The 18,551-nt window shown below is 72.6% G+C and carries 15 protein-coding genes; 5 read left to right on the top strand and 10 right to left on the bottom strand.

The annotated features are described in order from the left end of the window. Window positions 1-942 precede the first annotated feature (942 nt). Window positions 943-1,170, top strand: coding sequence for a hypothetical protein (locus ABZ261_RS20495; RefSeq protein WP_356861093.1), 228 nt, complete (start codon window positions 943-945; stop codon window positions 1,168-1,170). Between the two features lie 102 nt (window positions 1,171-1,272). On the opposite strand, the gene ABZ261_RS20490 is transcribed toward ABZ261_RS20495, so the two are convergent. Together ABZ261_RS20490 and ABZ261_RS20485 are read right to left on the bottom strand one after the other, a co-directional pair. Further along, window positions 1,273-1,800, bottom strand: coding sequence for a helix-turn-helix transcriptional regulator (locus ABZ261_RS20490; protein WP_356861091.1), 528 nt, complete (start codon window positions 1,798-1,800; stop codon window positions 1,273-1,275). Window positions 1,801-1,855: 55 nt separating this feature from the next. Beyond that, window positions 1,856-2,707, bottom strand: coding sequence for a LysR substrate-binding domain-containing protein (locus ABZ261_RS20485; protein WP_356861089.1), 852 nt, complete (start codon window positions 2,705-2,707; stop codon window positions 1,856-1,858). A gap of 81 nt (window positions 2,708-2,788) precedes the next feature. Between ABZ261_RS20485 and ABZ261_RS20480 the strand changes: the two genes are divergently transcribed. The 4 genes from ABZ261_RS20480 to ABZ261_RS20465 all read left to right on the top strand — a co-directional run bounded on the left by ABZ261_RS20480 (window position 2,789) and on the right by ABZ261_RS20465 (window position 8,477). Continuing rightward, a complete protein-coding gene (locus ABZ261_RS20480) occupies window positions 2,789-3,283 on the top strand; it encodes a cupin domain-containing protein (RefSeq protein WP_356861087.1) in 495 nt (164 codons plus the stop codon). Between the two features lie 171 nt (window positions 3,284-3,454). Then, entirely contained in the window at window positions 3,455-3,814 is a 360-nt protein-coding gene (locus tag ABZ261_RS20475; protein ID WP_356861085.1) for a DoxX family protein, read from the top strand. A gap of 280 nt (window positions 3,815-4,094) precedes the next feature. Beyond that, window positions 4,095-4,346, top strand: a complete 252-nt coding sequence (locus tag ABZ261_RS20470) for a hypothetical protein (RefSeq protein ID WP_356861083.1) — start codon at window positions 4,095-4,097, stop codon at window positions 4,344-4,346. 1,038 nt (window positions 4,347-5,384) lie between these two features. After that, window positions 5,385-8,477, top strand: a complete 3,093-nt coding sequence (locus ABZ261_RS20465; protein WP_356861081.1) for a BTAD domain-containing putative transcriptional regulator — start codon at window positions 5,385-5,387, stop codon at window positions 8,475-8,477. Here the strand turns inward: ABZ261_RS20465 and ABZ261_RS20460 are convergent. From ABZ261_RS20460 to ABZ261_RS20425, 8 genes are all read right to left on the bottom strand, one after another. Next, window positions 8,420-11,266, bottom strand: a complete 2,847-nt coding sequence (locus ABZ261_RS20460; protein ID WP_356861079.1) for a BTAD domain-containing putative transcriptional regulator — start codon at window positions 11,264-11,266, stop codon at window positions 8,420-8,422. The genes ABZ261_RS20465 and ABZ261_RS20460 overlap by 58 nt on opposite strands. Window positions 11,267-11,444: 178 nt before the next feature. Then, a complete protein-coding gene (locus tag ABZ261_RS20455; protein WP_356861077.1) occupies window positions 11,445-12,698 on the bottom strand; it encodes a methylaspartate mutase in 1,254 nt (417 codons plus the stop codon). Then, a complete protein-coding gene (locus tag ABZ261_RS20450; protein WP_356861075.1) occupies window positions 12,698-13,126 on the bottom strand; it encodes a methylmalonyl-CoA mutase in 429 nt (142 codons plus the stop codon). Before ABZ261_RS20450 ends, ABZ261_RS20455 begins: the two co-directional genes overlap by 1 nt. A gap of 35 nt (window positions 13,127-13,161) precedes the next feature. After that, window positions 13,162-14,484: a histidinol-phosphate transaminase gene (locus ABZ261_RS20445; RefSeq protein ID WP_356861073.1), complete on the bottom strand. Its 1,323-nt coding sequence runs from the start codon at window positions 14,482-14,484 to the stop codon at window positions 13,162-13,164. A 27-nt stretch (window positions 14,485-14,511) separates the two neighbouring features. Next, on the bottom strand, window positions 14,512-15,786 hold the full coding sequence (locus tag ABZ261_RS20440) for an ATP-grasp domain-containing protein (protein WP_356861071.1): 1,275 nt from the start codon (window positions 15,784-15,786) through the stop codon (window positions 14,512-14,514). 65 nt (window positions 15,787-15,851) lie between these two features. Beyond that, the gene (gene upp / locus ABZ261_RS20435; RefSeq protein WP_356861069.1) at window positions 15,852-16,532 is read right to left on the bottom strand and encodes a uracil phosphoribosyltransferase; all 681 of its coding nucleotides are present in this window, start codon (window positions 16,530-16,532) and stop codon (window positions 15,852-15,854) included. 13 nt (window positions 16,533-16,545) lie between these two features. After that, window positions 16,546-17,736 (bottom strand): cytochrome P450, encoded by a 1,191-nt coding sequence (locus tag ABZ261_RS20430; protein ID WP_356861067.1) that lies wholly within the window; start codon window positions 17,734-17,736, stop codon window positions 16,546-16,548. Beyond that, the gene (locus tag ABZ261_RS20425; RefSeq protein WP_356861065.1) at window positions 17,726-18,547 is read right to left on the bottom strand and encodes an alpha/beta fold hydrolase; all 822 of its coding nucleotides are present in this window, start codon (window positions 18,545-18,547) and stop codon (window positions 17,726-17,728) included. Before ABZ261_RS20425 ends, ABZ261_RS20430 begins: the two co-directional genes overlap by 11 nt. Between the last annotated feature and the right edge of the window lie 4 nt (window positions 18,548-18,551).

Here is an 18,551-nt window from a genome sequence, read left to right as displayed (position 1 = left end):
GCACCTCCACCACACCGCCGAGGGTGTCGCCGTCCCGGTGGGCCCGGTCGATCTCCGCGACCATCGCCTTCGACGCGTCCGCGTCCAGGCAGCGCCCCCGAGAGAAGCGACGGGCTGGGCGTGGGCCGGCCGGCCGTCAGCTGCGTGCGTGGGGTGCTGACTGATCCGGCTGTCCACTGGGGAGTGCGAGCATTCGGCGTTGCCGGACCTCGGCGGGCTGTCAAAGCCCTTGCGTCCCCCGTGGGCTGCCGAGCGCGTGGGCCCAGCCAGCAGTTCGGGAGCGTCCAGCGCCGGTAACCACCCGTCGGCCCGCGCCGTCGCCCCGCGGCCGGGGACCGACGCCCAAACCCGCAGGCCGGCCCGGCGGACCGCCTCCACACCGGTCTGCTCGGCGCTCGCCCGGAAGGCCGCACCGCCGCCGCGCATACGAGGCCGCGGCTGACGCGCACGCCGCCGACCGCCCGCTCGTAACGGCCGGCAGCGGGTGCGGCGCGTGCTCGTCCGGCGCCTCGAGCCGGGCCGCGGCCGGAGCGGTGCGGAAGAAGGGACCGGGAGGAACCGGTGGCGCGCGGTTCCGCCGAACCGGCCGGCTCCCGCGCCTGTGCGGCTTCCGGGTGCTGCCGGGCGGCCGTCACCATGCGGCCGGGCGCCGGCAGGACACTGCGGCCGCCGCGGAGTGACGAACTCTGCACTGACCAGGGAATCGTCGCGTGGGCAGAAGAGTGATGGACGGCCAGGCCGATGCCCTGGGCGAAGACAACCGTGACGGAAGGATCGAGACGGAACGGGAAGGACGACAGCAGCCGGAACCGTCACCGCACGGGCGACCGCCGGTGCGGCCCGCCGTGCGACGCAAGCGCCGAACCGCGCCGACCTGGACGCCGGCGTGCCGCCCGGGCAGGCCGCGCGTGCCCGGCCCCGACCGCAGACAGGAGACCACCAGTGACCGCCATACCCCAGGGCCGCGACTGGACCCGTATGCAGCGCGCCGACTTCGACGACTCCGCCCCGCTCGATCTGGTCGATGCGGCCGTGTGCCGGCCGGTACCCGCTGTGCCCGACGAGTGCGGGACGCAGGCGCTGTTCGGGAAGGAGCCGGAGCCCGCGCGCCCCCGCCGCGCCCGTACGCCGGCCCCGGCGCCCACCGAGGACACCGACACTCTGTTCTAGGCCGGTATGTGCGCCGGCGCGGGGCTCTGGGTGTCCGGGCCGGTGCCCGGGCGGCCACGGCCGAGCACGGCATCCCGAGAGACCAGATGTTCGGCGAGAGGATCAGCACCGGGTGCGGGTGATCAAGGCCCGCAGCCGAACGCGCTCTGAACGGTCACGGGCTCGGTGGCGGCGCCACTGGCTCGGGGTGGGACCGTAGGCGGCGCGGAAGCGCCGGGTGAAGTGGCTGGGGCTGGTGAAGCCGCACCGGGCCGCCAGGGCGGAGACGGGCAGTGTCGCGTGACGGGGTGAGGCCAGGAGCTGGCACGCCGCTTCCAGCCGCTCGGCGATGAGCCACTGTTCGAGCCGGATGCCCGCGCGTGCCAGCACGACGTAGAGCTGCCGTTCGGAGATGGCGCGTACCGCGGCGATGCGTTCCGGCCCGAGATCGGGATCGGTGAGGTGGCGGCGTGTGTACGTCATGATCCGGGTCGCCAGGGAGTTGTCCATGGCCTCTCGGACCCGTTGGTCCCGTTCGTCGTGTGCAGCCGAGGTCAGCAGGGCGCGTACGAGGTCGGTGGTGGCGTTGGCGAGGGCGCCGGCTCCGGGGTCCGCTTCGAGACGGCCCGGATCCCGGAACAGCGACCGCAAGTGCCCCAGCGGCAGGTCGTGCGTTCAGGAGCTGCGGCAGCGTCGTTGCCGGTGCTCAGTGGCGGTATGCGGCTGTGGCGATGTTGATGAATGATCGGATCAACGGGTTGGTGTCCCCTTCGTTACACACCGCCACCACTCGGCTCGGTGCCATGTCGATCAGCGGCACCACGGTGAACTCGGCGGGCAGGTCGTGTCCGAGCGGGGCCAGGCCGACCGTACCGTTCCACAGCACGGCCTGCAGGCATTCCTGGACGGTACGCACCACTGGTCCCTCGCGCGGGCTGCCACCGTTCCAGTACGACTGCCAGATGGGGTCGGTGCCCTGCGGGAACTGGAACCAGCGGCGGTTGCGCAGCTCGGCCAGCCGCAGAGCATCGCGGCGGGCCAGTGGATCGTCGGCGCGCAGGACCACGCCGACCGGATCGGCCCGCAGCGCACGCACCGCCAGGCCGGTCTCGTCGAACGGCGCCCGGGTGAGGGCGACGTCGACCAGTCCAGCGCGCAGTCCGCACGTCGGGTCGGTCAGATCGGTGTCGCGGATGCGGACGTCGACTCCGGGGTGGTTCCGGCGGTAGGCAGCGGCCAGCCTGGCCGCTCCCGGGTCGGTACTGTCACCCAGGATGCCGACGGTGATGGTCGCGGCTCCGGCTGCTGCGCTCACGCGTACCCGGACGCGGTCGGCGTGGTCGAGTAGGGCTCGCGCCTCATCGAGCAGCACCGTGCCCACCGGAGTGAGCGTGACACCGGTGGTCGAGCGGGCGAAGAGAAGAGCCCCGACCTCGGCTTCCAACCGCTTGATCGCCCGGCTCAGCGGCGGCTGACTCATGTGCAGTCGGGTGGCGGCCCGGCCGAAGTGGAGTTCCTCGGCGACCGCCACGAAGTAGCGCAGGGTTCGTAGCTCCACGCTGCAACGATACCCATGAGGTATCGGCTCCGCTGAATGGGTCTTGGACGCCGACGCGCTCCCGGCGGTGGACTGGTGAACATGACCGAAGAGACGAAGACAAGCGAGCCGCAGGCCGACCCCGCCGTATCAGTGGTGGGTCCCCGCGACGGCGAGACGATCGTTCTGGGCACCACGCGCATGCGCGTTCTGGAGGACGGCAGCCACACCGGGCACCGCCTCGCGATCGCCGAGTCCGTCCTCGCCCCGCACACGCAGGGTCCGCCGCAGCACCGCCATGGCCAACACGACGAGGGCTTCTACATCCTCTCCGGCAACGTCCGGTTCACCGTCGGGGACGAGGACTACGACGCCACCGCGGGGACCCTCGTCATGGTTCCGCCCGGCACCCCGCACACCTTCGCCAACCTGACCGACCAACCCGCCATCATGCTCAGCACATTCACACCCGACCTGTACCTGCAGTACTTCCGAGACCTCCAGGAGGTGCTCGCCGACGGCCGACCGCTGACGCCACAGGCCAACATCGACACGATGAGCCGCTACGCGACACAGCCCGCCACCGACCTCGCCTGAAGCCGACAGGACGGAACGGCCCGGCCGCCCTCCTTTCGACCCCGAGGCCATGGCGCTCCCGCCTTTCGCGTCCGAACCCCTCGGACGACGGACCGGCCTTCTCCGGGGGCTTCCCCGGCACTCGACGCAATCGACAGGCCCTCGCAAACCGGGGCCCCGTGAACGGGAACCATGAACATCGCCTACTGGATCGTCGCGGGACTGCTCGCGCTCTTCTACTTCTACGCAGGCATGCTGAAGGTGATCCGCAGCCGCGACCAACTCCGACCGATGATGGCTTGGGTCGACCGCATGCCCTTGCCCGCCCTCAGGGCGCTCGGGGCGGTCGAAATACTCGGCGCGACCGGTCTGATACTGCCACCGCTGACCGGCACCGCTCCTTGGCTGGCGTCGGCCGCAGCCATCGGCTTCGTACTCCTACAGACCGGTGCGATCGCCGTTCACCTGACCGGCGAAGACCGTCGAATCACACTCAATGTCGCACTCACCGCCATCGCGGCTGTGACCGTCTGGTTGGCCGCCCGGCCGTGATCGTGGCTCAGTCCTCGACCGGCGGAGGCGACTGCTCGGCCAGCCACCCCACGGCCGCCGCCGCTGCGACATCGCCCCCGGCGATGCCGCACACGCCCGGCTGCGCCTGCGCGGGGTTGCCGGTCCGGGCGATCCCGCTGTCACACCGCCGGGCCCGCGTCTCCCGGCGGTCAGGACAACAGGCAGTGGAGGGTCGCTCGGGTGGACGCCTAGCGAGTGCACCGATCCGGAGCAGGAGGTCGGATGAAAGCGGAGCGTCCCCGCAACCTCATGGAGAGTCATGCGTACGATTCGTCTCGCCACCGCCGCGACCATGCTGGCCGCGGCCCTGCTGTCCACCGCGGTCGGTACCGCAGCCGCTCAACCCTCCGACGCCCTTGCGTTCGACACGCCCGGACTGATCCAGGACGTCGCTGAAAGCGTCACCGTCGAGGACGTTCAAGTCGGCCTCGTGAACGTGCAGGACATCGCCAGCAACGCGGTCCCCGTCAACGCCCTCGGCCGGTTCCCCGTCAGTGCCGAGGGGAATTGAGCCTGAACAGCAGGCTCATCCGCCGGCAACGTGAACGACTGGCGTCCGGCCGGTGAGCCACCGGACCGTCCGCCGTCTCGGTCGCGCGGGTTCACGCAGCCGCAGCGGCTTCCGTTCGGGGAACGGTCACCGGTGCAGTTCCCCGAACGGGGCGAGGATGTCCGCGCGGCGCGCGTCGGCGTCTCGCGGTCGTGCCGGCCGGTCCGGGTCCGCGTCGGGCGTCGGCGCTGGGGTCAGGGCTTCTTGGGCGTCGACCGCGGGCGGGCGCTGTGAGGGGAGGCGGAGTTCGGGTCGGGCATCTGGTTCAGTCTCCGGAGGGGGAACAGGGCGGGCCGCGGCGGTCACGGATGAGGCAGGCCGCCGCACAGGCCGGCAGCGCGAGGGCACCCGCTGCGGCGAAGTCCGTGCGGTGCCCGTCCAGGGTCGGCGCCGACACGGCCGCGCCCGCCGGGTCACGGCAGCTCGTGCACTTGTGCCGGGCGGCCCCGGCCGGACCGGATGGCCCTGCCTTCTGCACACCAGCACAGCGGCTGGGCTCGGGCGTTTCAGCGCCCGCAGGGTCACAGAAGGGGCCCACGACGTGATCACCCGCTTCCCGGTCGCCATGAGCAGGCTCTCCAGCACGAGGCCGCGCCGGCCTTGCGTGAGGTGGTGGGCCTCGTCGGCGAGGATGAGGCCGACGCCGATGTCAGTGCGGCTGTCATCGCGGGCAGTGTGCGTGGACGATGTCGAGCGGGTCGCCTGCCTGCGGACCCGCCCCGTCAGCCGGCTGGTGCTGCTGTCCGCCGCCGGCGGCGACCGGGCTGCCTGGCTCCGTGGCTGGATCCGACGCGGTCGGCAAGAGATGTTCAGCGCGTCACTTGATCGGCACTGTTTCGGCACCTGCCCCGCCGTACGATCGACCGCCCGTCAAGTGACCGTCGAAAGGCAAGAGCCCCCGGCATGGCGTACACAGCTCAAGAGCAGCAAACCGCGTCCCTGGCAGATCTGTCGTTCGAGGCTTTCGGTGTGATGACGGCTCGGCGCGGGACCGAGCAGGTGCCTCTCGGTCCCCCACGCCACCGGGCCGTGCTGGGACTGCTGCTGATCCGGCTGGGCCAGGTGGTGCCCGCCGATCAGCTCGTCGACGAACTGTGGCGCGACAGCCTCCCCAGACGCCCGCAGGCCACCTTGCAGACGTACCTGTCCCACCTGCGGCGGGTGCTGACGGGGCGGCACGGGCCGATCGCCCCGCTGCGGTACCAGGCCCCCGGGTACGTCCTGACGGTGGAGCCGGGCACGTTCGACCTGTCCCGGTTCGAGAGCCTCGTCTCCCAGGGGCAGCGCCATGTGGCCGACAGCCGGCTCCCGGACGCCCGCGACGCGTTCCACAAGGCGCTGCGGTTATGGCGGGCAGACCCCTTCCTGGACCTCGCCGCCTACACCCCGCTCGCGGAGGAGGCCGCCCGGCTGAACCTCCTGCGGACCACCGCCGTCGCGGCCCACGCCGACACGCTCCTCGCGCTCGGCGAGGCCGGTGACGCCGTCGCGCTGCTGCGCCGCGAGGTGTCCCTCCAGCCCACCGACGAACGCCTGGTCGGCAGCCTCATGACGGGCCTGTACCGCCTGGGCCGGCAGGCCGAGGCGCTCCAGCTGTACGACCGGACGCGCGCCTACCTCTCCGAGGAACTCGGGGTCGCCCCGGCCCGCGAGCTCCAGCGCGTCCACCTCGCCCTGCTGCGTCACGAACTCGACGACCAGACGCCCGCCCCGGCCGCCGTCGAGGTACGCGTCCGGCCCGGCACCGTGGCCGAGCGGGAGGCGGAGGGGCCCGCGCCGGCGGACGGTCCGGCGCCCGTCCTCGAGGCCGGGCAGCGGGGTACGGCACCGGCGGCCTGGTCCGCCTTCCCCTGCCGCGGCGACGCCCTCGACGCTCTGCGGTCGTCCATCACCGGCGCCCTGCGCGGCAGCGGGCACACCACCGCCGTCGTCGGCGAGGCGGGCGTCGGCAAGACCGAACTGGTGGCACGTGCCACGGATCAGGCGCAGCCGCAGCACCCGCAGGCGGAGGTGATCCGCGTCAACTGCCGCGGCAGCGTGGGGATGCCCGTCGGCTGGGTGTGGCAGCAGGTGCTGCGCCGGCTCGACATCCTGTCCGGGGCGTCCTTCGACGACCCGTGCAAGCAGCGCGCCGAACGGCATCCGGTGACAACGCTGTCAGAACCCCCCGCGGACCAGATGGACTTCCTCGCCCAGGACGCGCTCTGCGAGGCGATCCTGCAGTGCGCCGACGACAGCCCCCTCCTGCTCGTCCTCGAGGACGTGCACCGGGCGGACCGGCTGACGCTCGACGTGCTAGGACTGTTCTGCAGCCGCACGCAGGGGCGGCCCGTCAGCGTGGTGATCACGGTCCGCGAACCCGGTCTCGGTGCCGGGCCGGACGCCGACGGCCCGCTCGTCGACCTCCTGGCCGATTCCCGCACCAAGGTCGTGCACCTGGACAACCTCACCGAGGACTACGTCCGGTCCGCGGTCACGGCCCAGGCCGGGCCCGGCGTCGAAGCGTCCGTCGTACGGGCGCTGTACGAGCGCAGCGCCGGCAACCCCTATCTCCTCGACCAGTTGCTCGCCGACGCCGGCGGGGCGCGGCGCCTGCACGATCCCCGTGCGGCCGACGTCGTCCGCGCCGGGATCCCGACGGGCGTCCGCAGCATGCTGCGCCAGCGGTTCGCCGGGTTACCCCCGCGCGTCCTGCACCTGCTCCAGTGCTGCGCCGTGCTCGATGGCGAGGCGACGCTTGCCTCGCTGACCGCCATGCTGGACGACGACGGCGCCGGCTGCGACGTGCTGGAAGAGCTGCTGGGGACCGGGCTCATGCGCAGCGACCCCGACGACCCGCACCGACTCGTCTTCCGCTACGGCCTCATCCGCGACGTCCTCCTGGCGGAGCTGCGCCGGCAGGAGCGGGCGGCGCTGCACGCGCGCGCCGTCGGCGTGCTCGGCGCCCGCCACGGCGACTCCCCCGAGGCGAGCGAGCAGATCGCCGAGCACGCCTGGCAGGCCGTGCTGGCCCTGCCGGCGGAGGACGTGCTGCCGCACCTCAGGCGCGCCGGCGAACAGGCCATCGGCGACGGCGACTACCGGCGCGCGCAGACCTGGTTCGAGCACGCGCAGACCTTGCTCTGCGCCTCGCCCCGGGACGGTGGCGCGGCATCGGAGCAGACGCTGGACCTGCGCAGCAAGCTCCTCTACACGGCGAGCATAACCCGCGGCTACAGCGACCGGCAGGTGGAGTCCGAGGCCGGGCGCATCCGGAAGCTGTACGCCGGCACGGCGGGCCGGATCATCGAGCAGGGCTCCTTGTTGCTGCGGCAGTTCGTGGCCGAACTGGTCACCGGCCGGCACGCCGAGTGCGCCCGGCACGCGGAGCAGCTGCGCGCCCTCGCCGAGCGGTCCGACGCCCCGGAGGTCCGGTTCTACGAGCGGATCGCCCGCGGTCTGCTCCAGTTGCCCAGCGAGACCGCCGACGCGCTCACCGCCATGACCGAGGCGGAGCGGATCGCCGAGAAGCTGACCCCGGGACAGCGGGAGCGCATGACCCGCCGCTCCCAGCACGACCCGCGGTTCATGGCCGCCAACCATCGCGTCCTCACCCTGTGGCTGCTCGGCGCCACCGACGAGGCGCGGGCGCTGTGCGAGGAGCTGCTCGTGGCCACCGGCCTGGACGGCACGCCGGTCGACCAGGCGAGCGCGTACTACTTCCACTCCCTGACAGCGGCCCTGGGCGAGGACCCCCACGGGGCGGCGGCCTCCAGCGGCCGGGGCCTGGACATCGCCCGCGCCCACGGGCTGAGCCACTGGACCCCGATGCTCCAGGTGTGCCGGAGCTGGGCACTCCAGCTGAGCGGCGAGGCCACCGCGCTCGACAGCCTCGAGTCGGCCATCGCCGAGCTGCGTGAGCGGCGGCTGCTCATCCGGCTGCCGCTCCACCTGGGCCTGCTGGCCCACGCCCAGCACAGCAGCGGGGCGGCCGAGGACGCCAGGCGGACGCTGCGGTCGTCGGTCGCGGAGGCCGAGTCCCGCGGGGAGTTCGCCTATGTGAGCCGCGCTCTGCCGTTCACCCGGCTCTCTCCCTTGAAGTCCGCTTCGTAGCGGCCGGGTCGCCGGCTGCTTCGCCCGCCTCTCAGCCGGGCGCGGGCCTGGCCGGCGTCGGGGTGGCCGAGTCCGTCGAGGATCCGCACCGCCTCCCGCCACAGGGGCAGGGCGGCGGCGCGGTCTCCGCGGGCCTCGTGGGCGTCTCCCATGTGCAGGAGGGTGTCGGCCTCCAGGTAGCGGTCGTTCATGTGCTGGTAGAGATCCAGGGCGCGCTCGTAGCAGCGGAGGGCTTCCTCGTGGTGGCCCAGGTGGTGGTGGGCGTAGCCGAGGCTGTCCCAGGCCGCGGCCTGGCCGTTGGTGTCGCCGCTCCCCTGGTGCAGGGCCACCGCCTGGGCGCACGCGGCCACGGCCTGCTGGTGGGCGCCGTTCAGGATGTGGGTCCATCCCGTCTCGTTGAGGACGAGCGCCTGTCCGGTGAGGTTGCCGGCCGCCCGGTACAGGTCGAGGGCCTGCGCGTAGTGGCGCAGGGCCGCGTCGTGGTCCTCGCGGGTGTTGGCCAGGAAGGCCAGCGACCGGTGGGTGCGGGCCTGGCCGCCCTGATCGCCGAGTGCGGTGAACAGGGACATCGCTTCCTGGAGTTCGGTGTGGGCCCGGTCGTCCTGGGTGAGGCGCCCGTACGCGAAGCCCAGGGCCCGGCGGGCGCTCGCCTCGCGGCGCCGGTCCTGGAGCGCGAGGGCGGCGTCCACGGCGATGGACTGGATGTCGATCTGGTCCTGCCAGCGGCCCCTGCGGTCCAGGTGCAGCTCCAGGGTCTGGGCCAGCAGCCAGGCGCGGTCCGGGTGGCCCGTGCTCCCGGCTCGCTCCACGGCGGCCAGCAGCACGGGCAGTTCCCGATCCAGCCAGGCCGCGGCCGAGGCGGGGTCGGTGAGGGGCTCCAGTTGGACGCCCGGTTCGGCGGGGGCGTCGGGGGCGGCGTCGATGCGGTCGGGCGTCAGCGCGGTCGTGGCGGCGTGGGCGCCGTGGACGTAGTGGTCGAGCATCCGCCGTGCGGCGGCGGCGCGCGTGTCGGCGTCGTCGTGGTCCTGGAGCTGCTCGGACGCGTAGATCTTGAGCATGTCGTGGAAGACGAAACGGTTCGGCAGCGGCCTGATCATCAGGTGGGCGTCGGCGAGCTTGGCCAGCAGCGTCGTGGTCCGGCGCGGCGGCAGCGCGGCCAGGCTCGCCGCGGCCGCGGCGGACAGGTCGGGGCCGGGGTGCAGGGACAGCAGCCGCAGGAGCCTGGCCGTCTCGGGGCCGAGGCCGTCGAGGGACCAGGAGAAGACGGTGCGCAGGTCGGTGTAGGGGTCGTCGTCGGCGAAGGCGTCGAGGCTGTCGTGGTCGGCCCGGAGTTCGGCGGCGATGGCGGCGAGGGAGAAGCCGGGCAGTGTGGCCGCGCGGGCCGCGATGACCGCGAGGGCGAGGGGCAGGCGGTGGCAGAACTTCACGATCGCGTCGACGGCCTCGGGTTCGGCGGCGGTGCGGGCCTGGCCCAGGTGGCGCGCGAGGACCTCGCGGGACTCCGCCTCGCTGAGCGGGCCGAGGATCAGGGGGGCCGCTCCGTGGGTGGCGACGAGGCCGCGCAGCTGGGTGCGGCTGGTGATGACGACGAGGCAGGTGCGGCTGCCCGGCAGCAGGGGGCGTACGTGCTGCGAGTCGCGCGCGTTGTCGAGGACGATCAGGACCCGGCGGTCCGCGAGGATGCTCCGGTAGAGGGCCATCTGGGAGTCGAGATCGGCGGGCAGGTGGCGGGCGGAGACGCCGAGGGCGATGAGGAACGAGCGCAGGGCCTCGGCGGCGGTGACGCAGGGTCCGCCGGCGTCGAAGCCGCGGAGGTTGACGTAGAGCTGGCCGTCGGGGAAGCGGGGCGCGAGGCGGTGGGCGAGGTGCACGGCGAGGGCCGTCTTGCCCACGCCGGCCATTCCCTCGATGGTGTTGATCACCGCCGAGCTGGTCCCGGAGGTTTCGCCGGGCTTGTCGAGGGCGCCGGCGATCCGGGCCAGTTCCTCCCGTCGGCCGACGAAGGTGCGCAGGTCCAGCGGGAGTTGGGTGGGACGGACCGTGGCCGGGGCGTCCGTCCGCGCGGGGTTCCGCGCCGGCGGGGCTTCTTGGCGCTCGTCCTCCGGTGCCGCGGCCTGTTCCGAGCCGCGCAGCAGGCTCGCGTGGGCGAGGCGGAGTTCGCGGCCCGGCTCGATGCCGAGCTCGTTCTTCAGCCGCAGGCTCATCTCCTGGAAGAGGCCCAGCGCCTGCGCCTGACGCCCCGTCCGGGCGAGGGCCTGGATCAGCCGGGCGTGCACCGCCTCGTCCAGCGGGTACTGCGCGCTCGCCCGGTGCAGCAGCGGCAGGACCGGGGCGGGCGTGCCCAGCGCCAGCATCAGGTCGGCGCCCTCGCGCAGGGCCGCCAGGTGTTCGCTGTCGACGGCGGAGAACAGGGGGTGCGCCCGGATGTCCGGGGGGACTCCCTGCGCTGCTTCTCCGCGCCACAGGGAGAGGGCCTGGGTGTAGAGCTCGGCGGCGGCGCTCACCTCGCCGCCGTCGGCGGCGTCGCGGGCGCGGGCGACGAGGTCACGGAAGCGCAGCAGGTCGAGGGTGGTGGCGTCGGCGTCGATGCCGTACCCCCCGGCGCGGCGCACCAGCAGGGCGCCCGGGGCGCGGGGCGGGAGGCCGGGCTCCAGCAGTTTCCGCAAGGAGCCGATGTGGCGGTGGACGACGTTCACGGCGCTGTTCGGCGGGTCGCCGTGCCACAGGACGTCGACGATCTGGCTCAGGCCGACGGTCTGTCCGGCGTGCAGCAGGAGCAGCGCCAGCAAGGCGCGCTGCTTCGGTGGTCCGAGGGGTAACTCGGCGCCTGCCCGCCACACTTCGACCGACCCCAAGACCGCGAACCGCACGTGGTGATCCTGGTCTTCTCTCATCTTCACTGGTCCCGGTAGGAGGATCCTGAACGCTCCCACCCTAGTTCGCGATCTTCCTCGCTCGTGCGGCACGTCAACGCAGGCGGTCGTAGCGCCGTTCGTTGTAACTGAGCATGTCGATGAGGCCCCGGGCGGTGAGCCGCTGCCGGTTCCCGGCCAGATCGCGCGCCCGGGGAATCGGCACCCCTGCGGGGTCGGCCCAGGTGAGCCGGCCACGGTCGTCGATGCGGGCCCGGCAGCGATTGGCGTTGTCCTGGTGCAGGCAGAACGGGATGTCGAGGTGTCCGAGGGCGAACGCGCGGACGAGCGCCTTCCCGACGTCGCTGCCGAGGGTCAGCGTGTGCGTGATGATCGCCTGGGCCTCCTCGTAGATCCCGGAGTCCGGAATTCCGGCCGGTTCGGCCACCGCCTCCCGCTCGGCCGCCCTCGCGGCGCGTTCCAGGGCGTCGACGTTCTCCGCGATCGACGGGATTCTGCTGGCCTCCACCGCGGTCTTGACGATCAGCCGCTCGGTCCCGGATGCGGCGGCGAGCCTCGCACTCGCCTCGAGGAGCCCGTACGCCCCCTGCCGGGTGCGGGGATACACACCCATGTAGGTGTACAGGACGGCGTGCCAGTCGGTGTCTCCGAGCCATTCCTTCGCCAGGGCGCGCAGGGCGTGGATCGCCTCGATGTCCTGCTGCTGATTCGTCTGCTGGGCGTAGCTGACGGAAATGTCCCGCAGTCCGTGTTCGCGGAAGAACAAGCCTTCCAGAATGCTCAGGGAGATCAGCAGGCTCGGCGGGCACAACTGTCCCAGCATGCAGCCGCCGAAACTCTCCAGATGCACCGGTTCGCTGATTCCCGCGAGCATGTCGCAGCATTCCGCCCAGGCGTCGACGGCCTGCGCCAGAGGGACGCGGCTGTAAGGCAGACAGTAGGAGACAGGGCCGCCTTCGGTGGCGTCGATGCCGGCCGCCACCAGTTCCTCGAACAAGGCACCGGGCAACGCCGAGCCGTGCCTCACCTGCACCGGGAAGCCGTCGCCCGCGATGTCGGCGAGCAGCTCGCGGGTCACCGCCGCGCCGTGGGCCACCAGCGGGAAGCCGTTGAGGTCCGCGCCCTTCTCCAGAGCGAGAAGGGCCGAGGCGTGATCGTTCACCCGCGTGTAGCTGTCGACGGTGATGGTGCCCACCGTCGCCGCGTCGACGTTCCTGACCGCGTCGAGTCCCGCGCGCATCTGCTCGACCGTGCCGAACCCCATGCGCGGCTGGACGACCAGTCTCCCTTCGCTCGACGCCCGCCGGACGAACCGGGTGAAGCGTCCGGGTCCGGCAGGAGGTGCCATCAGGTGCTCCGGATTTCCGTAGAGGCGAGGCGTTGCGGCGCGGGCGTGCCCAGTCCGAGGCAGTCGAGGAACCGGCCGAGATCGGCGTCCGCCTCGAACACCGCGTCGAAGCCGTTCGCGACCAGGTCCGCCCGGGATCCCGCGTGCCGGGAACCGTGGACGCCGAGCTTTCCGCCGATGACGACTTTCATGGAGGCGAGCGCCGCATGCCCGCGGATCTTTCTGATCAGCCGCAGGCCGTCGATATGGCCGTGTCCGTTGACCGTGCTGATGACCAAGGCGTCCGGCCGGATTCTGAGGCATTCGGACATGACCAGTTCGTCCGGAGTGCACGCGCCGAGGTTGATCACCTGCCCGCCGTTCTCCTCGAGCAGCAAATGGAGGAAAACGAGATTCCACATGTGGGAATCCGACGACACACTGGTCACGACGAACGTCCTGCCGTTCTCACGGGGAGCGGCACTCACGGGCGGTTCGTCTCGGCCGCTGCCAGGAACGCGTCGTTGTCCGCCGCGGTCCCTGTCGTCACGCGCACGCCGTCACCCGGGTAGGGCCGTACGTCGACTCCCGCCGACGCGCACGCGGCGGCGAACTCCTCGGCGCGGGCGCCGAGCGGCAGCCAGAGGAAGTTCGCCTCCGAGGGCGGCACGTCGAATCCCAGAGCGAGCAGCGCGGCGCGGACGCGGTCCCGTTCGGCGGCCGTCTCCCGGACGCGGCAGAGGAGCTCCTTCTCCGCCGCCAGTGACGCGACGGCGGCGGCCTGGGCGATGTCGCTGACGCTCAACGGCATGACCATGCGGTGGACGCGGGAGATCAGGCCGGGTTCCGCGAGCAGGTAGCCGACGCGCAGGCCGGCGAGGCCGTACGCCTTGGAGAAGGTGCGGGCGACGATCAGGTTCGGCCGCGAGGTGTGGAGGCGGGCGCCGAGGCCGGGGTCGCGCGCGTATTCGCAGTACGCCTCGTCGAGCACGACCAGGCAGGTGCGCGGCACGGCGTCGAGGAACCGCAGGAGCTCGGCCTCGCCCGAGGCGGTGCCGGTGGGGTTGTTGGGGTTGCAGAGCAGCACCAGGCGGGTGTGCTCGTCGACCGCCGCGGCCAGGGCGTCGAGGTCGTGCCCGTCCTCGGCCAGCGGGACCCGTACCGTGCGGAATCCGGCGAGGTCCGCGAGCACCTCGTAGCCGTCGAAGGACGGCCACGAGTAGGCGACGGCTGCTCCCGGTCCGGCGGTCACCGTGAGCAGCGCCTGGAGGAGCGTGATCGATCCGGCGCCCACCGCGACGCGGTCCGGGGAGATGCCGTAGTGCCGGGCGAGTGCGGCGCGCAGCGCTCCGCAGAACGGGTCCGGGTACCGGTTGGCCTCGGCGGCGGCGCGGGTGATCGCGTCCAGCACGGGCGCGGGGGGCTGGAACGGGGTTTCGTTGCGGGCGAGCGGGTGGGCGGGGGCGGGGCGGTCGGGGCGGACGCCGTCCCCGCCGCCGAGCAGCCGGGCGAGCCCGGCGTCCTCGCGGCCCTCGGCTCGGTCCGCCGCCTGGGACAAGGGTGCTCCCGGGGAGCCCGGCAGGCCGGCGGTGCGCTTCTCCAGGAACGCGGCGATGTCCGCCAGCGTCCTGAGGCCGAACAGGTCCTCGTCGGCGATGGTGACGCCGAGGCGCTGGCTGAGCGCCAGGGAGAGTTCGAAGGTGGCGAGGGAGTCCAGGCCCGCGTCCTCGCGGCTCGCGTCCGGGGACACCTGGCCGGCCTCCACCTCCAGCTCCTCGATCATGATCGTCTTCAGCAGTTCGTACACGGGTCCTCCGGTCCGATCGCCGGGCCGCTACGCGTCGGCCGGCTTCCTTCGGGGCGTCTTCCAGCGGTCGGGCACCGCGTTGGTCCGGTCCTCCCAGACGACGTTGTCGTCCCACCACTCCTCGATCCGCCGCAGCTCCGCCCAGGTGTCCGGCTCAGTGAGCCGGAAGACCATCTCGGCGACGGGCCGGCCCAGTCCGGCGGAGCGGCCGTAGCGGCGTCCGACGTCGCCGCAGGGCCGGTAGCTCACCGTCCCCGGCAGCGGGCACGTGTCGGGCAGCGCGCGCAGGACTCCCCTGGCCGGCGGGAACCAGACGAAGCCGAGCCGTTCGCCGGTCGGCCGGATCTCGACCTGGTCACCGCGCCCGGCCTGGCCGAGCAGGCTCGCGCCGTGGAAGTTGATGCCCAGCACGGCCTCGTGGACGTCGCTGACGAGGGCCGCGCCCGCCCGGCAGGCGATCTCGCAGACGACCACGCGGTCGTCGGCGGTGTGGAACAGTTCGAGGTGGAAGGCGCACAGGCCGGGCACGGCGGGAAGCGCGGCCACGACCTGCCGCGCGGTACCGCGCAGCCGCTCGGACAGGGGGTGGTCGTCGGGCATCATCCCCGTCATGGTCGGGGCGTCGTAGGCGACCGAGAACCAGTCGGAGTACAGATTGCGGGAGGGCACCGCGAGCACCACCTCGCCGTCCTTCATGAGGCCGTTGACGTGGTAGAAGTCGCCCTCGACCCAGGCTTCGGCCAGCCGGGGGGCCGCGGTGGCGCGCTCCGGGAGGGCGCGCAGGTCCTCCTCGTCCATCAGGACCACCGTGCCGTTCGACGCGCCGGAGTCGAGCTCCTTGACGACGACCGGGAAGCCGACCTCCCACGCGAACTCGGCGAGGTCGTCGTTGGTCCGGAACGTGCGCATGGGGGCGACGTCGATGCCCGCCGCCGCCAGGGTCGACTTCATGACGTGCTTGTCCCGGTACGCCGTGGCCGAGGCGAGGCTCTGGCCGGGCAGGCCGAGTTCGGCCCGCAGGCGCGCCGCGCGCAGCACCTCGCGCTCGCCGAGCGACAGGATCCGGCGTACGCCGAACCGCCGCGCGAGGGCCAGGAGTTCGTCGTCCGGCAGCTCCGTCAGGCTGGGCACCACCTCCAGGTGGAGGAAGCGCCGTGCGTACGCGGCGATGTCGGAGGCGGGGATGTCCGCTCCGGTCGTCACCACGACCAGCTCCCGCGCCGCGTCGGGGAACCACTCGTGCAGGCGCGAGACGATCTCCTTGGTGTTCAGCAGGAGGAACGGCCCCTGTTCGGCCTTCATGTGCATCCTTCGATCAGTCGTCGTTCCACGGTCTTGCAGGCCGGCCGGGGAGCCGGCCGCGCGCGTCAGGCGTCCGTGCCGAAGTAGCGGTCCCCGAAGTCCCCGATGCCGGGCAGCATCCACGCGTCCTCGGTCAGCCGCTCCTCGATGGCGGAGGTCACGATCCGCAGCCGCGGGTACTGCTCGCAGACGGCGGTGATGCCCTCGGGGACGGTGATGAAGTTGACGAAGACGATGTTCTCCTCGGGCACGCCGAGGTCCGTCAGCACCCGCAGCGCCGCCAGCGCGGTCCCGCCGGTCGCCATGACCGGGTCGAGGAGCAGGACGTGCCGCCGGGCGATGTCGGCGGGCAGGGCGGTGTAGTAGAGGCGGGCCTCCTTGGTCGTCTCGTCCCGCTGGATGAGGATCTTCCCGATCCTGATCCCCGGGCAGACGTCCCGCAGTTCGCCCTCCATGCTCTCCCCGGCGCGCACCACGGTGACCCCGCACAGCCCGGAGGCGAAGCGCAACCCTTGGTAGACGGCGCCGGTCGGGGTGCGGACCTCGTGCGGCTCGAAGGGCAGCAGGTCCATGCCCGCCTCGATCAGCAGGCGGATGATCCGGCGCGAGTAGCGGACGAAGTCCTCGGGGCGGGCGTCCCGGTCGCGGATCGCGGTGTGCAGGGCGCGCAGTTGGCCGGTCTGGGGCAGCAGACGGACATGGGTGCCGAGGTAGGTGTCGGTCGAGGGGGCGGTCGACGCGGTCATGGGGCAGCTCTCCTCAGGCCCTCGGAACGAATTTCACGGGAAGCGAGTCGAACCCCCACAGCAGGTTCGAGCGCAGGCGGCGGACCTGGCCGGCGAGTTCGGCCACCTCGACCCGCGCCAGGAGTTCCTCGAACATCACCGTGAGTTCGAGCTTGGCGAGCGAGGAGCCGATGCAGTAGTGGTTGCCCTGGATGAAGCTCAGGTGGCGGTTGGGCTCGCGCTCGATGTCGAAGCGGTCGGGGTCGTCGAAGACCTTCTCGTCGCGGTTGGCCGAGGGCAGCCACGCGACGACGTGGTCCCCGGCGCTGATCCGCTCCCCGCCGAACTCGACGTCCTCGGTCGCGGTGCGCAGCGCGTGCATGACAGGCGAGGTGTAGCGCACGATCTCCTGGATCGCCGAGGGCATGAGGGCGGGCTCGTCGCGCAGCCGGTGCCACTGATCCGGGTTGTCGATGAGGGCGAGCAGCCCGCCGACGGTGGCGTGCCGGGTCGTCTCGTTGCCGCCGGAGACCAGGGCGTCGCAGTTGTAGAGGATCTCCTGGTCGGTCAGCGGGGCCCCGTCGATCTCGCCGCACACCAGGGCGCTCATGAGGTCGTCCTTCGGCTCCCGCCTGCGCTGCGCGGCGAGGTCCTGGAAGTGGAGCAGGATCTCGGTGTGGGCCTGGGTCTTGCGCGCCTCCTCCGCCTCGTCGAGGGCGGTGGAGCTCCAGGCGAAGCGGGTGCGCTCGACCATGAAGTCCCAGTCGGCGGGCGCGACGCCGAGCATGTCGCAGATGACCGAGACCGGCAGTTTCTGGGCGACGCGCGTGAACTCGCACTCCCCCGCGGCCAGCGCCTCGTCGATGGCCTCGGCGGCCGTCCTGCGCATGGTGGCCTCCAGCCGGCTCACCATGCGCGGGGTGAACGCCGAGCTGACGACCTTGCGGATCTTGTCGTGCCGGGGCGGGTCGGTGATGTTGAGCATCTTGCCGGCCGCGGCGGCGAGGACCTGCGGGTCGGAGTCGAGGCGCATCCCGTTCTGGGAGCTGAACACGCGGGAGTCGGTCAGCATGTCGGTGCACAGGCCGTGGGTCATCACCGCCCAGAAGTGCTCCCCGTTCGCCCGTTCGTTGCGGTAGACCGGGTGTTCGGCGCGCAGCCGCGACCAGACCGGCCCGGGGTCGGAGTCCCGGTACAGGAGCGGGTCGGACAGGTCAACGTTCATCAGCTCTCCCGGTGTCGATCGTGGTGGCGGGAAGGAGGACCTCGCGCAGGGCGTGCAGGACGTCGTCCGGGTGTTCTCCCAGGTAGAAGTGGCCGCCGGAGAAGGTGCGGAGCGTGAAGCGGCCCCGGGTCGCGCCGGCCCAGGCGCCCGCGTCGCCGACGCCGACCGCCTCGTCCCGCCGGCCCACGAACGCGGTGACGTCGGTCCGCAGGAGCGGGCCGCCGGCGCGCGGGACGTAGGACTGGACGATGCGGTAGTCGTCGCGGACCGCCGGCAGGAAGGCCGAGCGCATGTCCGGGTCGTCCAGCAGGCCCGCGTTGCCCGAGCCCAGCTCCTTGAGGAGGGCCACGAGCCGGTCGTCGTCCAGGAGGTGGGCGCCTTCCTGTCCGGCGAAGGGGCGCACCCGCTGGGGGGCGCCGCACCCCGAGACCACGAGGTGGCGTACGGTGCCGCCCCGGCCGCCGGCCGTGAGGCGACGCAGGACCTCGTAGCCGACGACGGCGCCCATGCTGTGCCCGAAGAAGACCGCGGGCCGGTCGAGGAGTCCGCGCAGTTCCTCGGTGACCTGGTCGGCGAGGGTGTGCAGGTCGGGCGGGAACTCCTCCCGGATCCGGTTCTCGCGGCCCGGGTACTGGACGGCCCACACCTCGGCCCCGGCGAGGTCACGGCCGCCCCAGTCCCGGAAGTAGCTGGCCGCGCCCCCGGCGTGCGGGAAGCACACGAGCCGGGCCGGGGCCGCAGGCTGCGGCGGGCCGAAGGTGCGCAGCCAGGGGCTGTCCGGGCGCGTGGCGGCGGTCTGTCGCGGTGCCACCGCC

The organism is Streptomyces sp. NPDC006193 (genome assembly GCF_040613915.1).
GTDB lineage: Bacteria > Actinomycetota > Actinomycetes > Streptomycetales > Streptomycetaceae > Streptomyces.
This window is presented reverse-complemented; position numbering and strand designations above follow the sequence as displayed.

Coding starts and splice junctions, on each gene's coding strand:
- ABZ261_RS20480 (WP_356861087.1), top strand. CDS start 2,789: ATGACCGAAGAGACGAAGACAAGCGAGCCGCAGGCCGACCCCGCCGTA.
- ABZ261_RS20475 (WP_356861085.1), top strand. CDS start 3,455: ATGAACATCGCCTACTGGATCGTCGCGGGACTGCTCGCGCTCTTCTAC.
- ABZ261_RS20470 (WP_356861083.1), top strand. CDS start 4,095: ATGCGTACGATTCGTCTCGCCACCGCCGCGACCATGCTGGCCGCGGCC.
- ABZ261_RS20455 (WP_356861077.1), bottom strand. CDS start 12,698: ATGGCACCTCCTGCCGGACCCGGACGCTTCACCCGGTTCGTCCGGCGG.
- ABZ261_RS20440 (WP_356861071.1), bottom strand. CDS start 15,786: ATGAAGGCCGAACAGGGGCCGTTCCTCCTGCTGAACACCAAGGAGATC.
- upp (WP_356861069.1), bottom strand. CDS start 16,532: ATGACCGCGTCGACCGCCCCCTCGACCGACACCTACCTCGGCACCCAT.
- ABZ261_RS20430 (WP_356861067.1), bottom strand. CDS start 17,736: ATGAACGTTGACCTGTCCGACCCGCTCCTGTACCGGGACTCCGACCCC.